This is a genomic window from Azohydromonas lata NBRC 102462 (assembly GCF_001571085.1).
Classification (GTDB): domain Bacteria; phylum Pseudomonadota; class Gammaproteobacteria; order Burkholderiales; family Burkholderiaceae_C; genus Azohydromonas; species Azohydromonas lata.
On the sequence record NZ_BCTC01000037.1, the window covers coordinates 39,360 to 56,530 of the forward strand.

At 68.8% G+C, this 17,171-nt stretch carries 17 protein-coding genes; 6 read left to right on the forward strand and 11 right to left on the reverse strand.

The window, feature by feature from the left end; translation table 11 throughout:
• Positions 1–44 precede the first annotated feature (44 nt).
• Together ALA01S_RS14515 and ALA01S_RS14520 are read left to right on the forward strand one after the other, a co-directional pair.
• The gene (locus ALA01S_RS14515) at positions 45–848 is read left to right on the forward strand and encodes a hypothetical protein (RefSeq protein WP_157119014.1); all 804 of its coding nucleotides are present in this window, start codon (positions 45–47) and stop codon (positions 846–848) included.
• 168 nt (positions 849–1,016) lie between these two features.
• A complete protein-coding gene (locus tag ALA01S_RS14520) occupies positions 1,017–1,250 on the forward strand; it encodes a hypothetical protein (protein ID WP_066337570.1) in 234 nt (77 codons plus the stop codon).
• A gap of 64 nt (positions 1,251–1,314) precedes the next feature.
• Here the strand turns inward: ALA01S_RS14520 and ALA01S_RS14525 are convergent, their stop codons facing one another.
• Entirely contained in the window at positions 1,315–1,689 is a 375-nt protein-coding gene (locus ALA01S_RS14525) for a VOC family protein (protein WP_066337571.1), read from the reverse strand.
• Between the two features lie 131 nt (positions 1,690–1,820).
• Between ALA01S_RS14525 and ALA01S_RS14530 the strand changes: the two genes are divergently transcribed.
• Together ALA01S_RS14530 and ALA01S_RS14535 are read left to right on the forward strand one after the other, a co-directional pair.
• Complete coding sequence (locus ALA01S_RS14530; protein WP_066337573.1) at positions 1,821–2,255, forward strand: VOC family protein; 435 nt, start codon at positions 1,821–1,823, stop codon at positions 2,253–2,255.
• 364 nt (positions 2,256–2,619) lie between these two features.
• A complete protein-coding gene (locus ALA01S_RS14535) occupies positions 2,620–3,687 on the forward strand; it encodes an NAD(P)-dependent alcohol dehydrogenase (protein ID WP_066337574.1) in 1,068 nt (355 codons plus the stop codon).
• 31 nt (positions 3,688–3,718) lie between these two features.
• Here the strand turns inward: ALA01S_RS14535 and gshA are convergent, their stop codons facing one another.
• The 7 genes from gshA to ALA01S_RS14570 form a co-directional block, all read right to left on the reverse strand.
• The gene (gene gshA / locus ALA01S_RS14540; RefSeq protein ID WP_066337575.1) at positions 3,719–5,002 is read right to left on the reverse strand and encodes a glutamate--cysteine ligase; all 1,284 of its coding nucleotides are present in this window, start codon (positions 5,000–5,002) and stop codon (positions 3,719–3,721) included.
• Positions 5,003–5,131: 129 nt separating this feature from the next.
• Complete coding sequence (locus ALA01S_RS14545; protein ID WP_066337577.1) at positions 5,132–5,527, reverse strand: VOC family protein; 396 nt, start codon at positions 5,525–5,527, stop codon at positions 5,132–5,134.
• 31 nt (positions 5,528–5,558) lie between these two features.
• Positions 5,559–5,933, reverse strand: a complete 375-nt coding sequence (locus ALA01S_RS14550; RefSeq protein ID WP_066337579.1) for a ribbon-helix-helix domain-containing protein — start codon at positions 5,931–5,933, stop codon at positions 5,559–5,561.
• Positions 5,934–5,981: 48 nt separating this feature from the next.
• Positions 5,982–7,550: a GMC family oxidoreductase gene (locus ALA01S_RS14555; RefSeq protein WP_066337580.1), complete on the reverse strand. Its 1,569-nt coding sequence runs from the start codon at positions 7,548–7,550 to the stop codon at positions 5,982–5,984.
• Between the two features lie 77 nt (positions 7,551–7,627).
• Positions 7,628–8,248 (reverse strand): gluconate 2-dehydrogenase subunit 3 family protein, encoded by a 621-nt coding sequence (locus ALA01S_RS14560; RefSeq protein WP_066337584.1) that lies wholly within the window; start codon positions 8,246–8,248, stop codon positions 7,628–7,630.
• Between the two features lie 212 nt (positions 8,249–8,460).
• Entirely contained in the window at positions 8,461–10,704 is a 2,244-nt protein-coding gene (locus ALA01S_RS14565) for a PhoX family protein (protein ID WP_066337585.1), read from the reverse strand.
• A 133-nt stretch (positions 10,705–10,837) separates the two neighbouring features.
• The gene (locus ALA01S_RS14570) at positions 10,838–11,689 is read right to left on the reverse strand and encodes a PPK2 family polyphosphate kinase (RefSeq protein WP_084267571.1); all 852 of its coding nucleotides are present in this window, start codon (positions 11,687–11,689) and stop codon (positions 10,838–10,840) included.
• Positions 11,690–11,978: 289 nt separating this feature from the next.
• Between ALA01S_RS14570 and ALA01S_RS14575 the strand changes: the two genes are divergently transcribed.
• Positions 11,979–12,614, forward strand: coding sequence for a hypothetical protein (locus ALA01S_RS14575; RefSeq protein ID WP_157119015.1), 636 nt, complete (start codon positions 11,979–11,981; stop codon positions 12,612–12,614).
• A 38-nt stretch (positions 12,615–12,652) separates the two neighbouring features.
• On the opposite strand, the gene sixA is transcribed toward ALA01S_RS14575, so the two are convergent.
• Both sixA and ppk1 read right to left on the reverse strand, forming a co-directional pair.
• Positions 12,653–13,117, reverse strand: a complete 465-nt coding sequence (gene sixA, locus ALA01S_RS14580; protein ID WP_066337588.1) for a phosphohistidine phosphatase SixA — start codon at positions 13,115–13,117, stop codon at positions 12,653–12,655.
• A gap of 47 nt (positions 13,118–13,164) precedes the next feature.
• On the reverse strand, positions 13,165–15,261 hold the full coding sequence (gene ppk1 / locus ALA01S_RS14585; protein WP_066337596.1) for a polyphosphate kinase 1: 2,097 nt from the start codon (positions 15,259–15,261) through the stop codon (positions 13,165–13,167).
• A 325-nt stretch (positions 15,262–15,586) separates the two neighbouring features.
• On the opposite strand from ppk1, the gene ALA01S_RS14590 reads away from it, so the two are divergent.
• A complete protein-coding gene (locus ALA01S_RS14590) occupies positions 15,587–16,261 on the forward strand; it encodes a winged helix-turn-helix transcriptional regulator (protein WP_066337589.1) in 675 nt (224 codons plus the stop codon).
• A gap of 377 nt (positions 16,262–16,638) precedes the next feature.
• Here ALA01S_RS14590 and ALA01S_RS14595 read toward each other — a convergent pair.
• Positions 16,639–17,171 (reverse strand): winged helix-turn-helix domain-containing protein (locus tag ALA01S_RS14595; RefSeq protein ID WP_066337590.1); only part of this gene is annotated, 533 nt, incomplete at its 5' end.

The window sequence follows — 17,171 nt, forward strand, 5'->3', positions numbered from 1 at the left end:
GAATATGCCGGCAACCTTGTGGGGGGTATTGATCCCCCTCCCCCGTGCGCCGACCTTTGGGGGTGGTCGGGCCATTCTGGCTGCCTAAACTGCTCGTCATTCCGCAACGAAATCCCAACGCCAATAGCCCAGGCTATTCAGGACAGTGGGGCGGCGGAATAAAACTCCAAAAAGACAGGGTCATCCCACCAAACTGCCTCAGGCGGTTTCAAGGCAAGGAAATCGACATGCAAACCCAAATCTCCCACGCTCGCCTGTTCGCCCTGCTGGGCATGTCCGCTTTTGCCGCTGCGTCGGCCATGGCGCAAAATGATCCGGCCAATGATGCGGAAGTGGAAATGGGCAGTGCTCCGGCCGTGACCAGCCCGCAAACGGCCGGCAAGCACTGCGTGGCCGAATTGCAGCCCATGGCCGAAGGTGCCAAGGCCTCTGCAATGGGCAAGGTGGAATGCCACGCCACGTTTGCGGCGGCCATGGCGGCGGCCACGCAAAACACGGTTGCGCTGGCGGCGGATGCCACGCCGCAATCTCTCAAGGAATCCGACGTGGCGGCTGCCGCCACCCGCGTGATCGGCGTGGACTACGACGGCCGCTATTACGGTGGCGCGAGCTTCATCTGGTACGCCAACAATATCTACGGTTGTTATGGCGGCCGTTCCTATGTTGCCAACATGCCCGGCGCCTTCAACAACCGCCTGACCTCCACGCGCGGTTTCAATGGCTGCAACCGCAATACCAGCTACGACGGCTACTGGCAGACGGGCGACTGGGTTCGCTGCTTCCCCAACTGCTATTTCGTCGGCTCCTTCATGAATAACCGCGCCTCGTCCAAGCGCTGGTCCTGGTAAGCGGCCGGGGGGTATGTTGTCACGCCAAGGCGCCTGCGGGCGCCTTTTTCCTGGGCGTCCGAAACGTGCCAAGGCGTGGCAAAGCTGACGGCCGTGGCGGGAGGGGCCGGCGGGCGGAGGTGCGGCATCGCCGATAATCCGCCTTTGAACCTTCCCTTGAGAGCAGCCTTGAAAACCTTTGACATCGAAGTCCAGCGCCTGAAGTCCCTGCGGCACGACAAGGGGCTCATAGAAATCGGCGTGGACGCCCTGGTGCTCCCGCGTTCGGCGCGCGACGAATCGCCCACCACGGTGGTGAGTTTGCCGGTGGACCAGGCGCGGGCCCTGATGCTGCTTTTGAAACAGCAGTTTGCGGAGCTGGACAAATTGCAGCCGCGGAGCCGGCGGTCGGGGCGCTGCTGAGGAATGTGATTCGGGGTTTCAAACGCGGTGTAGTTGGGAAAATCGGAAATATCTCCGCTCTGGGTCAGGTTATGGGTTCATTGCAAACCGCCTCGATATTGTGCCCATCCGGCCCAATCACGAACGCCGCATAGTAATTCGCATGGTATTGCGGCCTCAGCCCCGGCGCCCCATGGTCCTGGCCGCCTGCCGATAAAGCGGCCCGATAAAAATCGTCCACCTGCTGGCGGTTTTCCGCTCTGAATGCAAGGTGAAGATGCGCCGGCTTTTCCTGGGTTTGAAACAAACACAGGGTGGCCCCGCCTTTTGAGCCGATTTCCACGCCGTAGCTCGGCAGGCCTTCGGAAAGCAGGGTGACGCCCAGCGGCGCCAGTGCCTTGAGGAAAAATGCCTTGCTGGCCTCGTAGTCGGTAACGCCGAATTTCACGTGGTCGAACATTGAATTCCCTTCTGAAGTGTCTGTCGTTTAAATTTTATTAAAAGTATTTCATTGAGGGCACAATGGTCTATGGTTTTGTTTTTTGATGAAGGGTCTCTTATGCTTCTCCCGGTCAAAAACCAGGAGCCTCCATGGAAACCACCGAACTGCGCCGCGGCCGCCTCATAGACCACATCCACCTCGTCGTCCATGATCTTTCCGCCAGCCGGCGGTTTTATGAGGCCCTATTGAAAGCTTTGGAAGTTCCCATGGGCGGCAGCGGCGACAGTTATTTCTGGGCCGACGAATTGTTCATTTCCAGCGCCAACAGCCCCGCTGCCCAAGGCCATTTGACCGGCCGCATCCATTTGGCCTTCCAGGCCCGCGATCACGCCATGGTCGAGGCTTTTTACAAGGCCGCGATGGAGAACGGCGGCCGCGACAACGGCCCGCCCGGTGAGCGCCCCTACCACCCCGGCTATTACGCCGCCTTTGTCCTGGACCCGGACGGCAACAATATCGAGGCGGTTTTTCATGGGCCGGCGCAGCGCAGTGCGGATTCGGTGAAGATCACTTTCGACCGTTGAGCAGATTGACAGGGGGCGATGCTCAAACTCCCCAATGTGCCTCCGGCACCGAGCCATCCTGCTGCCGCAGGGGAATGCGCACCGAAAACTCGCATCCCTTGCGTCAATATGCTTGGCGTCCATGCCGTGCCTTTTGTGCTGACAGGTTTCACATTCGGAAAATCCACGCCTCGTGGGCAGTGACGCCTGTAGGCCGGGGACGGCAATCGGTGCTCCCATCGATTCACGGGCATTGGAACGTCGGCGCTATTGGGCGTTGGGCGTTGGGCGCTGCACGACTTCACCGTAGGTAACGGCCGGCGGCTGGCGCCCGGCTCATGATCGCCCCGCCTGTCTCTCCTCAACGCTTGAAGGAGCTCCATTCATGATCGCCACCCGCGGCTACGCCGCCGTTTCCGCCACGTCCCCGCTGCGCCTGTTCGGCTTCGAGCGCCGCGACCCGGGGCCGCGCGACGTGCAGATCGAAATCCTCTACTGCGGCGTGTGCCACTCCGACCTGCACACCGCGCGCAACGAGTGGCAGAACACGGTCTATCCCAGCGTGCCCGGGCACGAGATCGTCGGCCGCGTCACGGCCGTGGGCGCCGAGGTGACGCTGTTCAAGGCCGGCGACATCGCCGGCGTGGGCTGCATGGTGGATTCCTGCCGCGCCTGCAGTGCCTGCCGCGAGGGCCTGGAGCAGTACTGCGAAACGGGCTTCACCGGCACCTACAACGGCCCGGCCTTTGGCGGCGGCGAGAACACCTACGGCGGCTACTCGGAAGTGATCGTCGTGGACGAGGCTTTCGTATTGCGCGTGAGCCATGCGCAGGACGACCTCGCCGCCGTCGCGCCGCTGCTGTGCGCGGGCATCACCACCTACTCGCCGCTGCGCCAATGGGGCGCCGGGCCGGGCAAGAAGGTGGGCGTGGTCGGCCTCGGGGGCCTGGGCCACATGGCGGTGAAGATCGCCCACGCCATGGGCGCCCGGGTGGTGCTGTTCACCACCTCGCCCGGCAAGACGGAGGACGCGAAGCGGCTTGGGGCCGACGAGGTGGTCATCTCCAAGGACCCGGACCAGATGGCCGCGCATGCCGAGAGCTTCGACATGATCCTGGACACCGTGGCCGCGCCCCACGACCTGGACGCGCTGCTGGTGCTGCTCAAGCGCGACGCCACGCTGGTGCTGGTGGGCGCGCCGGCCGAGCCGCATCCCTCCCCGCAGGTCTTCAACCTCATCTTCCGGCGCCGCCGCCTGGCGGGCTCGCTCATTGGCGGCATCGCCGAGACGCAGGAAATGCTGGACTTCTGCGCCCGCCACGGCCTGACCTCGGACATCGAAATGATCCGCATGGACCAGATCAACGAGGCTTACGAGCGCATGCTGCGCTCGGACGTGAAGTACCGGTTCGTGGTGGACATGGCGTCGCTGCGGGAGCAGAGCGCGGCGTGACGCCCCACCCCGCCCCGCCCTGCCCCTTCTCTCAAGCCGCCTCGCAAGCCTTCACCGGCGCCTGCTCTGCCTCCAGCTCCCGGCTGGCCGCCAGCGTGGCCAGCCGCGCGATCACGGCATAGGGATAGAAGCGGTTGGCGCCGCCCACGCCCTCGCCCGGCTGGCCTTCCGCGCAGGCCATGGAGACGAAGCGCGCACCCGGCGCGTTGAGGTTCTCGTCCACCCCGCGCTCGGCGTGCGTGCGGTAGAAGCCGCCCGCCACCTGGCCGTCCATCAGGTAGACCACCGGCTCGGCCATGGCCTCGCCCACGCGCTCGCAGGTGGGCACGCCCTCCTGCACGATCACGGACGTGGTGCGCTGGCCGTCCTTGATCACGTCCATCTTGTTGCGCGTGCGGCGGTTGAGCTTGTCCAGCTCCGCCGCGTCGCGCACCGTCATCACGCCCATGCCGTAGGTGCCGTTGTCGGCCTTGACGATGGCAAAGGGCTCATCCGCCACGCCCAGCGCGCGGTACTTGTGCCGCACGCGCGTGAGCAGCGCGTCCACGCGCGCCTGCAGCGCCTCCAGGCCCGTGCCGGAGCTGAAGTCCAGGCCGTCGCAGGCTTCGAAGTCGGGGGTGATGAGCCACTCGTCCAGCCCAATGGCCTCGCCCAGCTCGCGCGCCACCTCGGCGTAGCGGGCGAAGTGCGTGGTCTTGCGCCGCACGTGCCAGCCCGCATGCAGCGGCGGCAGCACGGGCTGATCGCGCAAGCCCTGGAGCTGCGGCGGGATGCCGGCGCTCAGGTCGTGGTTGAGCAGCACCAGGCCGGGGTCGAAGCCGGGCAGGCCCAGGCGGCCGTGCTCGCGCTGGACGGGCTCCAGCAGCACGCTGCCCCCGTCCGGCAGCTCCACCGCCAGGGGCTCTGTCAGGTCGGGCAGCACGCTGCCCACGCGCACGTCCAGGCCGCCGGCCAGCAGCGCCTGGCGCAGCCGCGCGACGTTGGAGAGGTAGTGCAGGTTGCGCGTGTGGTTCTCGGGGACGAGCAGCACGCGGCGGTTGCAGGGCGCCGCGCGCCGCAGCGCGCCGGCCGCGGCCTCGGCCGCGCGCTCCAGCATGCGCGGCGTCAGGTTGTTCCAGCCGCCGGGAAAGAGGTTGGTGTCCACGGGCGCCAGCTTGAAGCCGGCGTTGCGCACGTCCACGGAGGAATACACCGGCGGCCGGTGCACCGCCCATTGGCGGGCGAACCAGCGTTCGATGTCGGGGGCTGCATTGAGCAGCCGCTTTTCCAGTGCGCCCAGCGGGCCGCTGAGCGCCGTGAGGAGATGAGGGGCCATGGGGAGATGCTCCAGCTCAACCGTGAAGAAACGGTGACCAAGCCCTTGGCAAGGGCTCCAGACGGCACGGCCCCGTGGCCCGCCGCCCCGGGGCAGCGAGCCCGGGGCAGCACCGGACTTTCGAGAGATTTACTGGTAGTGGCCGTGGCGCTCCAGGACTTCGATCTTGTAGCCGTCCGGGTCCTGGATGAAGAAGAAGCGCGCCAGCAGCTCCTCGCCGACCTTGAATTCCTTGATGGCCAGCGGCGCGAAACCCGCCTCCACCAATTCCGCGTGCTTCTGGGCCACGCTGTCCACGGCCACCGCCACGTGGCCGTAGCCGTCGCCGTGGGTATAGGGCTCCTCGCGGCCCTTGTTCCAGGTCAGCTCGATTTCAAAATCGTTCTCGGGATTGCGCAAATACACCAGCGAAAAATCGGGGAAATCCAGCCGGTGCGCGGGCGTGAGATTCAGCACCTGGCGGTAGAAATTCAGCGAGGCGTCCAGGTCGCGGACGCGAATCATGGTATGGATGATTTTGGCCATATATGCGTTCGGTGCGTTCAGGGGGAGATGGTCAGTGCGTGCTCTGAGGGAAAGCCGGGCCGGTGCCGTCCAGGAGATGCCCGTCGAGCGAGCCGCCGAGGGCGCCGTCAATCGGGCCGCCGGGCTGGTGGCCTTCGGCCGCGTCCAATTTGCGCCGAAGATAGCGCAGGCATGTCACCCGCAGGAAAGAGGCGAAATTCTGCACGTCGCCGCGGTGGCGCAATATCTCGTCATGAAATTGGGCGATCAGCGCATTGGTGGTGACACCCTCTTCGGCCGCCAGCGCCGCCAGCGTGTCCCACATGAAGTTTTCCATGCGGATGCTGGTGGACACGCCGCGGATGCGCACGGTGCGGGTACGCGATTCGTAAAGAATCGGATCGGCGGATACGAAGAATTCACACATGCTGTCTCCGGGTATTTTTATCCGGCCGATTTTACCGGCCGGCCGCAATTAGATCGCGCGCTGGGTCATTTGCCCGGCGATGTACTCGGCCTGGCGAATGGCCAGGGTCACGATGGTCAGCGTCGGGTTTTCCGCGCCGCCGCTGGTGAACTGGCTGCCGTCGCTGATGAAGAGGTTGCTGATGTCGTGCGTCTGGCCGTGCTTGTTGCACACGCCGTCGGCCGCGCGTGCGCTCATGCGGCAGGTGCCCAGGTTGTGCGTGGAGGGGTAAGGCGGCGTGCGGAAGGTGCGTATCGCCCCCGCGGCCTGGTAGACGCGCTCGCCCTGCGTGAAGGCGTGGTTGCGCATGGCCGCGTCGTTGGGGTGGTCGTCGTAGTGCACGTTGGGCACGGGGTTGCCCCACTGGTCCTTGACGTCGGTGTTGAGCGTGACGCGGTTGGTCTCGCGCGGCATGTCTTCGCCCACCAGCCACATGCCGGCGAGCTGCGTGTAGTGCTCCATCCACCACGCGAAATCCTCGCCCCAGCCGCCCGGATTCAGGAAGGCGGCCATGAAGGGAATGCCCAGCGACAGCGTCTCCATCTCGTAGCCGCCGGCAAAGCCGCGGCGCGTGTCGTGCCCGGCCTCGTCGCGGACGATCCCGGCCATGGTGGTGCCGCGGTACATGTGCACCGGGTCCTTGAAGGCGGCGTAGACCGAGCCCGTCATGTGCCGCATGTAGTTGCGGCCGACCTGGCCGGAGGAGTTGGCCAGGCCGTCCTTGAACAGGTTGGAGGCCGACAGCAGCAGCAGCCGCGGCGTCTCGATGGAGTTGCCCGCCACGCAGACGATGCGGGCCTTCTGGCGCTGCTCCTTGCCGTCCTTGTCGAAGTAGACGACGCCCGTGGCCTTGCCCTTGGCGTCGTGCTCGATGCGCGAGACGTGGCACTGGCTGCGCAGCTCGAAGTTGCCCGTGGCCTCGGCCTTGGGCAGCTCGGTGTAGAGGGTGGACCACTTGGCGCCGCTCTTGCAGCCCTGGAAGCAGAAGCCCAGCTGCATGCAGCGCCCGCGCCCGTCGCGCGGCTGGCTGTTGATGGCCATGTTGCCGGTGTGCACCTCCTTGTAGCCCAGCCGCGTGGCGCCGTTGTAGAGCACCTTGAAGTTGTTGTTGCCGGGCAGGCCGGGAATGCCGTTGGTGCGCGTCACGCCCATCTTGTCCTCGGCGCGGGCGTAGTAGGGCTCCAGCTCCTTGAGCGTGAGCGGCCAGTCCAGCAGGTTGGCGTCCTTGATGCCGCCGTACTCGCTGCGGATGCGGAACTCGTGCTCCTGCAAGCGCAGCGAGGCGCCGGCCCAGTGCGTGGTGGTGCCGCCCACGGTCTTGCAGATCCAGGCCGGCAGCCCGGCGAAATCCTTGGCCACGCGCCAGGTGCCGGAGGTGGTGCGCTTGTCCAGCCAGGCGAGCTGGCTGAACGACTTCCACTCGTCGTTGATGAAGCTGGCGTTGGACTGTGGCGCGCCCGCCTCCAGGACGACGACCTTGATGCCCTTTTGGCACAGCTCGTTGGCCAGCGTGCCGCCGCCCGCGCCGGAGCCGATGATGACGACGATGGAGTCGTCCGAGAAATCGAATGCAGCCATGGAGGTCTCCGCCCCGGCCGGTGCCTGGCCGGCCGGGCATGTTGTGCTGGTGAAGTGCGGTCTTGCGCCGTGCGCGCTCAGCCCATGTAGGGCTTGGGGCTGGCCGACAGCGGCGGCGCGGGCAGCCACTTCAGGTCCTGGAAGCCGCGGGTGATGTAGCCGCCCTTGTCCCACGACGAGCCGGGGTAGCCGAAGGCGGCGAAGGCCATGTCGTTGTCGTACAGCGACGTGACGCACTTGCCGCGCACGGTGTTGAAGAAGGGCTGCCCCTCCATGGACTTGACGGCCTGCAGCCGCCGCGCCGGGCTGGCCTTGGCGAAGCTGCCGCCGGCCAGGTGGTCCAGCGAGGCGATGCCGTCCTGCAGTTGCTTGGCCATGTCGGTGTTGTCGCCGGCCGCCGCATCCAGGTCCTTGGCCAGCAGCGCATACACGGCGTCGGGCAACTTGGCATGCGGGTAGAGCACGCGGCCCATGAGCAGCAGGGTCTGGCCCTGCGCTTGGGACAGGGTCTTCAGCTCCACGGCCCAGGCCGTGGAGGGGGCCAGCAGCGCCAGCGGGCTGCCGGCGGCCAGGGTGCCCATCAGGATGCCGGAGCCGCGCAGCAAGCTGCGCCGCGTCAGCGGCAGCGCGAGCTTGGGCACCTCGCCGCTGGGTTCTTCACAGCCCTGGCCGGCTGCGGCCAAAGGAATCACTTTCATGGTGGCGTCTCCTGCGTGGCGGCTTGTCCCCGCCGCTTTTCCGGGTAGGTGCCCAGACTTTAGGAAACGCCTCCCCCGGCCAGGGCATAGCCTGATACCTACAGGGAAAGTCCCAGGCGGGAGAGGGCCGCAAGAGGTCTCAAGGCGGGCTTCTCCTGCGCGCAGGGACATGCCGATGCAGGCGCGATGCACGCGCCTGCCCGGGCGTGGGCTCAGATGCCGATCTCGCCGCCGTCCGTGCGCGTCACCACCACCGTGGCCGAGCGCGGGCGCCGCGTGGAGGCGGCGTTGGTCTGGCGGTCCGGCCAGTGGCTGGTGGGCGCGGCCAGCGTGCCGTCCTCGCCCGGGTGCTGGACGTTGAAGAACAGCGTCTTGTGGTCCGGCGTCAGCGCGATGCCCGTGATCTCGCACTCCACCGGCCCAACCAGGAAGCGGCGCACGGTCTGCTCGGTTGCGTTGGCACCCTTGCGCGTGACGGCACCGCCCGCGGCGGTGGCGCTGCCGCCGTCGCCCACCCGGCCCGGCACCGCCGCCAGCATCATGCAGTTGGTCACGTCGGTGTAGGCGCCGTCGTCGGTCTGTATCCACAGCAGGCCGCGCTCGTCGAAGTGCAGGCCGTCGGGGCTGGAGAAGTCGTTGACGGCGGTGAGGCCGGAGAGGTTGACGTCCGCCGCCGCGTCGGATTGCGCGCCGAAGAGGTAGACGTCCCACGCGAAGCTCGCGGCCGCGTTGCCGGTGCCGGCCTCGCGCCAGCGGATGATGTGGCCGTTGACGTTGCCCGCGCTGTTGCGGGTGCTGCCGTCGGCGTTGGCGTAGGTGTCGGTGTAGGCGCGCGGGTTGGCGGCATCGACCTTCACCTGGCTGCCGCTGGGCGTGGCGGTGGCCGCGACGCGGTTGCTGTTGTTGGTGAGGGTCATGTAGGCCTCGCCGTTGAGCGGGTTCACGCCGCCCCACTCCGGCCGGTCCATCTTGGTGGCGCCCAGCACGTCGGCGGCCAGCCGCGCGTGCGTCACCACGTCGGCCTGGTCGGCGAAGGCGTAGGTGGCGTTGGCGGCGGTCAGGCCGTTCTTGCCGTGGGTGAGCTCCAGCCACTGGCCGCTGCCGTCGGCATTGAAGCGGGCCACGTACAGCGTGCCCTCGTCGAGGTACTTGGCGCCCGCGGCCACGCCGCCGCCCACGTCCTTGGCGTCCCACGGCGCCTTGGAGACGAACTTGTAGATGTACTCGCCGCGCGAGTCGTCGCCCATGTAGATCACGATGGGCTGGCCGGCCACGGCCGGTGCGGGCCAGGCGCCCTCGTGGTTGAAGCGGCCCAGGGCCGTGCGCTTCACCGGCGTGGCGTCCGGGTTGAAGGGGTCGATTTCCACGACCCAGCCGAAGGTGTTGAACACGTTGCGGTAGTCGGCACCGGCGCTGGCGCCCGTGACGGAGGAGGTCCAGCGCGCGAAGAGGTCGTCGCTGCCGGCCGTGTCCCAGAGGTAGGGGCTGCGGCGGTTTTGCGGCAGGCCGTAGCGCGCGAGGGCCACGATCTCCTTGGGCGTGCGCAGCGCGTCGTCGTTGGCGGCGCGCGCGAGCACGTTGAGGTAGTTCTCCTCGCAGGTCAGGTAGGTGCCCCAAGGGGTGTAGCCGTTGGCGCAGTTGTTGTTGGTGCCGCGCGCCTTCACGCCGGTGGGCGAGAACCTGGTGGCCATGAGCGCGCTGCCGCGGGCCGGGCCGGCGATGTCCATCTCGGTGGCCGAGGTGACGCGGCGGTTGTAGCGCGAGCCGCGCACCAGGCTCATGGCCGTGCCCGCGGCGCCGCGGCGCACCTCGCAGATGCTCACGCCGTGGGCGTAGATCTCCTTTTCCACCTCGGCGGGCACGGTGCGCACGTTGTCCACGATGGTGCGGCCGTTGGGGTGCAGCGCGTAGGGGCCCACGACGTACTCGTGGTTCACGCACAGCAGCCCGCGGTCGGAGCGGTCGGCCTGGTAGGCGCCGGCCTCGCTCAGGCCGAAGTAGTGCATGCCGTCATGGCCGTCGCCGATGCGGCGGTTGTAGGAGTCGGCGCTTTCGCTGCCGTTGTCGGCCCAGGAGGCGTCGCCCCAGTGCAGCGGGTCGCCCAGGGCGTGCAGCACGCTGACCTGGTAGCCCGCGGGCACGGTGACGAGGTCGTTCCTGTTCTTGGCCACGGCGGTGAAGCCCAGGGCCAGGGCCTTGGGCGTATCCACCGGCGTGGCGGGCGTGGCGGGCGCGTCGTCGTCGCCGCTGCCGCCGCAGGCCGTGAGCGAGAGGCCGCCCAACAGCGCCCCGGCCGTGACGCTGACGCCGCCCCTGAGCGCCTGGCGGCGGCTCACCAGCCGCGCGGCCAATAAGTCGTTCATGTGCGCGTTGGCGCTGTGGTTGACGATCTCGTTGTCGTCGTAACCGTTGGGTTCGTCGGCGGGGGTGGCGGCGGGCGTGAAGCTGTGGTTCATCGGGGAACGCGTCGGTTGGGAAAGACCAGCGCATTCTTCGAAGCCTTCGTGTCAGTGCCGTGACGGCTTCAAGTCGCTTGCATGAAAGCCGCGCGCCGCCCCCCGGGATGCACGCCCGCCGCGCACGCACGCATCACTCGACGCGCACGTCCCTGAGCGCCGGGTCGCCTTCCGGGAAGCGCAGGTTCAGCGCCTTCAGGGCCCGCGCCACCAGCGTGGCGATCATGAGGTTGCGGTGGGTCTTGGAGTCCGCGGGCACCACGGTCCACGGCGCCCACGGGGTGCCGGTGGCGGACAGGGCGTCGGCGTAGGCGTCCTGGTAGGCGTCCCAGTGCTTGCGCACCTCCAGGTCTTCCGGCAGGAATTTCCAGTGCTTGGCCGGGTCGTCCAGGCGGTCCTGCAGCCGCAGGCGCTGCTCGTCGCGCGAGATGTGCAGCATGTACTTGAGGATGACGGTGCCGTGCTCGGTGAGCATGCGCTCGAAGTCGTTGATCTGCGCATAGCGCTGGGCGATCTGCTTGCCGGTGAGCTGGCGCTTGACCACGGGCACCAGCACATCCTCGTAGTGGCTGCGGTTGAACAGCACGATCTCGCCCGCGGCCGGCGCGCGTTGGTGGATGCGCCAGAGGAAGTCGTGCGAGCGCTCCTCCTCGGAGGGCGCGCGCCAGCTCACGGCGTGCACGCCCAAGGGCGTCATGCGGCCGAAGACGTGGCGCAGCGTGCCGTCCTTGCCGCAGGCGTCCATGCCCTGCACCACCACCAGCAGCTTGAAGCGGCGGTCGGCCCAGAAGAGGTTCTGCAGCCCGTCGAGCTCCTGCGCGAGCTCCTCCACCACGGCCTTGTCCTGCGCCTTGTCGCCCACCGAGAAGGGCTTATGACCCGGGTCCACCTTGGCGAGGTTGAAGCGCGCCTTGGGGTCGGCATGCACCAGGCCGGCCAGGCGCTTGTCGTGGGCCGCGTCGCTGTCCTTGCTGGGCTTGCTCATGCGCGGCCCTCCGGCAAGGCGCAGCAGGGGGCGGCGGCGGGCCGCTTGGGCGGGACAGTGGAATGGGAAGCCATGCGTCACTCCTGGGTGGATCGTGGTTTCCATGCTGACAGCAAGGAGACGGCCTGCGGGCAAACCCCGGGGGCGCTGTCACGCAAGCTTCACGGGACGCGCCTAGGCTGGCTTTTTTGCCGATGGCTGTTCCTCGCGCCCCCGGTCCATGGCGTGCATGCCTTGCGGCACGCATCCTGCCCCGCCGGGTTTTCCAGCGTCCGCCCCGCCGCCAGACATGAACGCTGCCGCCCCCTCCGCCCTGCTCCCGTGCACTGCTGACCCGGCCGTGCCGGCCCCTGACGGCGCCGCCAACCTGCGCGACGCCGCGGTGGCGGCGCTGCAGCGCCAGTTCGGCTGCGACCTGGCGCAGGCGCGCCGCGTGCGCGAGGTGGCGCTGGCGCTGCACCGCGACGCCGCGCCGGACGCGGGGCTGGACGAGTACCGCGAGCTGGCCTGGGCCTGCGCGCTGCACGAGCTGGGCCGCTGCATCTCGCACCACGACCACCACCGCCACGGCGCCTACCTGGTGGAGCACGCCGACGCGGCGGGTTTCACCGCTGCGCAGCAGCGGCGGCTGGCCGATCTGGTCCTGGCGCAGCGCGGCGGCTTGAAGAAGCTGGAAGCGGCGCTGGCGCGCCGCCCCTTCGCGCGCCAGGTGCTGTGCCTGCGCCTGGCCGCCATACGCTGCCACGCCCGCCGCGACGTGGCCGGCCCACGGCTGCGCCTGCAGACACTGGGCGGGCGGCGCCACGCGCTGCGCTGGGAGCGGGCCAGCCCGCCGGCCGATCCGCGCACGCTCCACCTGCTGCAGGAGGAGGTGGCGCTGTGGGCGCAGCAGGGGCCGCTGGAGCTGCTGCTGCAAGCGCCCTGAGCGTGCGGGCCGTGACGGCGCCGTCGTGCGGCCTGCCCTTACAGGTGCGACGGCGAGCGCACGGCCAGCAGCGCGACCTGGCGCTGGCCGTCCTTGTCGCGGCAGCGCAGCCACCACGCGGCGCCCTTGCGGATGCTCCAGGCTTGGGCGGTGCCCGCGAGCAGGTAGGCCGCCGCGAGCCCCAGCGTGGGCTGGTGGCCCACGACCAGCACGGGCTCCTTGGCGTCGGGCCAGCGCGCCGCGTCCAGCAGGCCGTCCACCGTGCCGTCCGGCGCCAGCGCGGCCACGGTCTTGAAGCGGCGCTCCAGCGCCTGCGCCGTCTGTTGCGTGCGCACGGCCGGGCTCACCAGCACGCGCGTGCTGGCGGGCAGCACCTGGTTGAGCCACTGCGCCATGCGCGCGGCATGGCGCTCGCCCTTGGGCGTGAGGGCGCGGGCCAGGTCGTCGGTGTCGCCCTCGCGCAGGTCGTGGGCTTCGGCGTGGCGCCACAGGATCAGGTCCATCGCTCGATCTCCTGTTGATCAGCTCTTGTTCAGCCCGTGGCCGGCCTTCAGCCCTGGTAGCGGTTCATCAGTGCCTGCTGCGCGCCGGGGCGGCCGGGCTCGGCCAGGCTCGTCCAGCTGCCGTCGCTGTGCAGCGCCCACGCGTCGCGGGCGTCGTGCAGGTAGGGCACCAGGCATTCGTCGATCACGCGCTGGCGCATCGCCGCATCGCGCAGCGGCCAGGCGATCTCCACGCGGCGCAGCATGTTGCGGCTCATCCAGTCGGCGCTGCTGAGGTAGATGGCTTCGTCCTCCTCCGACTTGCCCCAGCGGAAGTAGAAGACCCGCGTGTGCTCCAGGAAGCGGCCCACCACCGAGCGCACGCGGATGTTGTCGCTCACGCCCGCCAGGCCCGGCGGCAGCATGCAGGCGCCGCGGATGACGAGGTCTATGCGCGCCCCGGCGCGGCTGGCCATGACCAGCGCGTCGATGAGCAGCGGGTCGGTGAGCGCGTTGCACTTGACCACCACGCGCGCGGGCAGCCCCGCGAACGCCGCCTGCGTGACCTGCACCAGGTGGTCCAGCATGGCGGCCTGCAGCGCGAAGGGCGCGGCCAGCAGCCGGTGCAGCCGGCCCAGCTCCACCTGGCCGGTGAGCTGCTGGAAGACGGCGTCCACGTCGGCGGCCAGCTCGGGGTCGGCGGTGAGGCAGCCCAGGTCCGTGTAGAGCCGCGCGGTGCGGGCGTTGTAGTTGCCGGTGGACAGGTGCACGTAGCGGCGCAGCACGGTGGCTTCGCGCCGCCCCTGCCCCGTGCCGCTGCGCTCGCGCCGCGTCACCAGCAGCAGCTTGGCGTGGGTCTTGAGGCCCACGATGCCGTAGACCACCTGCGCGCCCACGGCCTCCAGGCGCTCGGCCCAATTGATGTTGGCCTCCTCGTCGAAGCGGGCCTTGAGCTCCACGACGACGGTCACCTCCTTGCCGCGGCGCGCGGCCTCCAGCAGCAGCTCCATCAGCACGGACTCGGTGCCGGTGCGGTAGATGGTCTGCTTGATGGCGAGCACGTCCGGGTCCTGCACCGCCTCGCGCAGGAACTGCACCACGGGCTCGAAGCTCTCGAACGGGTGGTGCAGCAGCATGGGGCCCTGCTGCAGCCGCTCGAACATGGAGCCCCCGCGCGGCAGGCTGGCCGGCCAGGCCGGCTCCCAGGGCGGAAAGCGCAAGGCGCGCGCGTCGGCCTGGTCGATGAGCTCGTTGAGCCGCACGAGGTTGACCGGGCCGTTGACCCGGTACAGCGCCCAGGGCGCCAGTTGGAACTGCTGCAGCAGGAACTGCACCAGCGTCTCCGAGCAGCTGTCCACCACCTCCAGCCGCACGGCCTGGCCGAAGTGGCGGGTGTAGAGCCCGGTGCGCAGGGCCTGGCGCAGGTTGGTGGCGTCGTCCTCGTCCACCTCCAGGTCGGAGTCGCGCGTGACGCGGAACTGCGAGAAGGCCAGCACCTCGCGCCCGGGGAAAAGCTCCTTCAGGTGCGCGCGTATCACGCTGCTGAGCAGGACGAAGGCCTGCCTGCCCTCGGCCAGCTCGTCGGGCAACTGGATCACGCGCGGCAGCACGCGCGGCACCTTGACGATGGCAATCGCGTTCTCGCGGCCGAAGGCGTCGCGCCCGCCGAGCTGGACGATGAAGTTCAGCGTCTTGTTGGCCACCGTCGGGAAGGGGTGCGCCGGGTCCAGCCCAACGGGCACCAGCAGCGGCCGCACCTGCGCCGCGAAGAACTGCGCCACCCAGCGCCGCTGCGCCTCGTTGCGCTGCGAGTGCTGCAGCACCACCAGTCCCTCGCGGGCCAGGGCGGGCATGACCTCGTCGTTGAACACGGCGTACTGCTGGTCCACGAGGGCGCGGGCCTCGGCGGCCACGGCCTGCACCTCGCCGGTGGAGACGGCCGTGCCGGGCAGCCGGGCGGCTTCCATCACGTCGGCAAAGCGGACCTCGAAGAACTCGTCGAGGTTGGAGGAGACGATGGTGACGTAGCGCAGCCGCTCCAGCAGCGGCACGTCCTCGCGCCGCGCCTGTGCCAGCACGCGGCGGTTGAAGGCCAGGATGGCCTTTTCGCGCTCCAGCAACACCAGTGGCGGGGTCAGCTCCGCCGGGTCCAGGAATGCCGTCATGTCGCCGGAAAGCGGGAAATCGTTCATGCAAACCACTCTATGAACCGATTAAGACAGCAATGTGACAAGGCGGGCCGGACTTGAGGAAAAGCATTTCATCCCCCGGAAATCGGGACGGTGGGCATGGCCAGGGCTGGGCATGCGGCATTCCTTGACGCCGCCGGCGTGTGCGTCTTGGGGGTGTCAAGAGACTGTCACATCGCGGCTTCACCATGGCGGTTTGGGCCCGACGTCTGGCGTTGGGCGTTAAAGGAATCGCTTGCCCATGACCATGCCCGGATCTGCCGCAGCCGCTCCTCGACAACCGGTTCCCAGGTCCGTCCTGGTGATCATCGAGAACCCCGCCATTCGCGAGCTCGTGGCCTCGCACCTGCAGCACGCGCGGCTGCTGCCCATCCTGGCCGCCTCGGCGCAGGAGGGACGGCAGCTTGCGGGCGAGGTGCGGCCGGACGCGGTGCTGGTGGATGCGGACTCACCCGCCGCCGCCGCCTGGCTGGACGCCGCGGGCGCCGCGGCGGACGACATCGCGCCCACGCTGGTGTTGTCGTCCCAGGCCCGCGGCGACGAGCAGGCCGGCAGCCGCCGGCTGTGGATAGAGAAGCCCTTCGTGCCGCGCGAGGTGGTGCGCTGCCTGGGCGAGCAGCTCAACAGCCGCCCGCCGGTGGCGCCGGCCCCGCCGGAGGCCACCCTGCGGCTGGGCCCGCTGGAGCTGGACACGCTGCGCCACGAGGTGCGCGTGGCGCGCGGGCAGAAGGTGGACGTGGTGTCGCTGCCGCGCGCGGAGCTGGAGCTGCTGCGCTGCCTGATGGAGCACCAGGGCCGCGTGGTCAGCCGCGAGCAGATCATCGCCGCCACCTGGGGGCCGGATCACGCCGTGGACGTGCGCACCGTGGACCAGAACATCAAGCGGCTGCGCAAGCACCTCGACGGCGGGCGCGGGCGCTCGATGATCCAGACGCAGCGCGGGTATGGGTACAGGCTCAACTTCGGGGCGGGGTGAGGTGGGGGCGACGATTTTCTCGCTGTCGGATGGGATGTCGCCTGTCGCCTGCCGCTAGGCGTTCGCTGTTCGCTGTTCGTCCTCAGCCCTCAGCCGGAAACTGACGGGCAGCGCACCTCAAGCCGTCATTCCCGCGAAGGCGGGAATCCAGGCGGCCCCCAAGCCGGCCGCCAGCTCACCCGTCGGCGTACCAGGGCCTAACCTTGGCTTGCCTGCGTCATTTCTACGCTTAGGCGTGGGACCGCCTGGATTCCCGCCTTCGCGGGAATGACGAGGTAGAGGGCGTGGCTTGGTGTCTCGCGGCTTGCGTTCTACGTCTACGGCCTGGGCTGTACGGGCCTGTCTTTGGGTGAAGGCAAGCGCTCAGCCCTCAGCCCTCAGCCCGCCACCGCCTCCACGCTCTGCGCCATCCGGTACCCCGCCCCGCGCACCGTCTCTATCAGCGCCGCGCAGTCCACCGGCGCCAGCGCCTCGCGCAGGCGTTTCACGTGCACGTCTACCGTGCGTTCCTCGATGAAGACGTGGTCGCCCCACACCTTGTCCAGCAACTGCGCGCGGGTGTGCACGCGCTGCGGGTGCGCCATCAGGAAGTGCAGCAGCCGGAACTCCGTGGGCCCCAGCTTGACGTCGCGCACGCTGCCCTCCACCGCGCGCGTGACGCGCCGCGTGGCCGGGTCCAGGCGCAGGCCGCCCACCTCCACGGCCGCCTCCAGCGCCTCGGGCGCGCGGCGGCGCAGCACGGCGCGCATGCGCGCCATCAGCTCCGACATGGAGAACGGCTTGACGAGGTAGTCGTCCGCGCCGGCGTCCAGGCCGTTGACCCGGTCGGACTCGTCCGTGCGGGCCGTGAGCATGATGATGGGCAGCTCGCGCGTGCGCGCGTCGCTCCTCCACTGCCGCGCCAGCGCCA

What these genes read in the sequence shown, in the direction of transcription:
- ALA01S_RS14525 (WP_066337571.1), bottom strand. Translation starts at nt 1,689, where the DNA reads ATGTTCGACCACGTGAAATTCGGCGTTACCGACTACGAGGCCAGCAAG.
- ALA01S_RS14530 (WP_066337573.1), top strand. Translation starts at nt 1,821, where the DNA reads ATGGAAACCACCGAACTGCGCCGCGGCCGCCTCATAGACCACATCCAC.
- ALA01S_RS14535 (WP_066337574.1), top strand. Translation starts at nt 2,620, where the DNA reads ATGATCGCCACCCGCGGCTACGCCGCCGTTTCCGCCACGTCCCCGCTG.
- gshA (WP_066337575.1), bottom strand. Translation starts at nt 5,002, where the DNA reads ATGGCCCCTCATCTCCTCACGGCGCTCAGCGGCCCGCTGGGCGCACTG.
- ALA01S_RS14545 (WP_066337577.1), bottom strand. Translation starts at nt 5,527, where the DNA reads ATGGCCAAAATCATCCATACCATGATTCGCGTCCGCGACCTGGACGCC.
- ALA01S_RS14550 (WP_066337579.1), bottom strand. Translation starts at nt 5,933, where the DNA reads ATGTGTGAATTCTTCGTATCCGCCGATCCGATTCTTTACGAATCGCGT.
- ALA01S_RS14555 (WP_066337580.1), bottom strand. Translation starts at nt 7,550, where the DNA reads ATGGCTGCATTCGATTTCTCGGACGACTCCATCGTCGTCATCATCGGC.
- ALA01S_RS14560 (WP_066337584.1), bottom strand. Translation starts at nt 8,248, where the DNA reads ATGAAAGTGATTCCTTTGGCCGCAGCCGGCCAGGGCTGTGAAGAACCC.
- ALA01S_RS14565 (WP_066337585.1), bottom strand. Translation starts at nt 10,704, where the DNA reads ATGAACCACAGCTTCACGCCCGCCGCCACCCCCGCCGACGAACCCAAC.
- ALA01S_RS14570 (WP_084267571.1), bottom strand. Translation starts at nt 11,689, where the DNA reads ATGAGCAAGCCCAGCAAGGACAGCGACGCGGCCCACGACAAGCGCCTG.
- ALA01S_RS14575 (WP_157119015.1), top strand. Translation starts at nt 11,979, where the DNA reads ATGAACGCTGCCGCCCCCTCCGCCCTGCTCCCGTGCACTGCTGACCCG.
- sixA (WP_066337588.1), bottom strand. Translation starts at nt 13,117, where the DNA reads ATGGACCTGATCCTGTGGCGCCACGCCGAAGCCCACGACCTGCGCGAG.
- ppk1 (WP_066337596.1), bottom strand. Translation starts at nt 15,261, where the DNA reads ATGACGGCATTCCTGGACCCGGCGGAGCTGACCCCGCCACTGGTGTTG.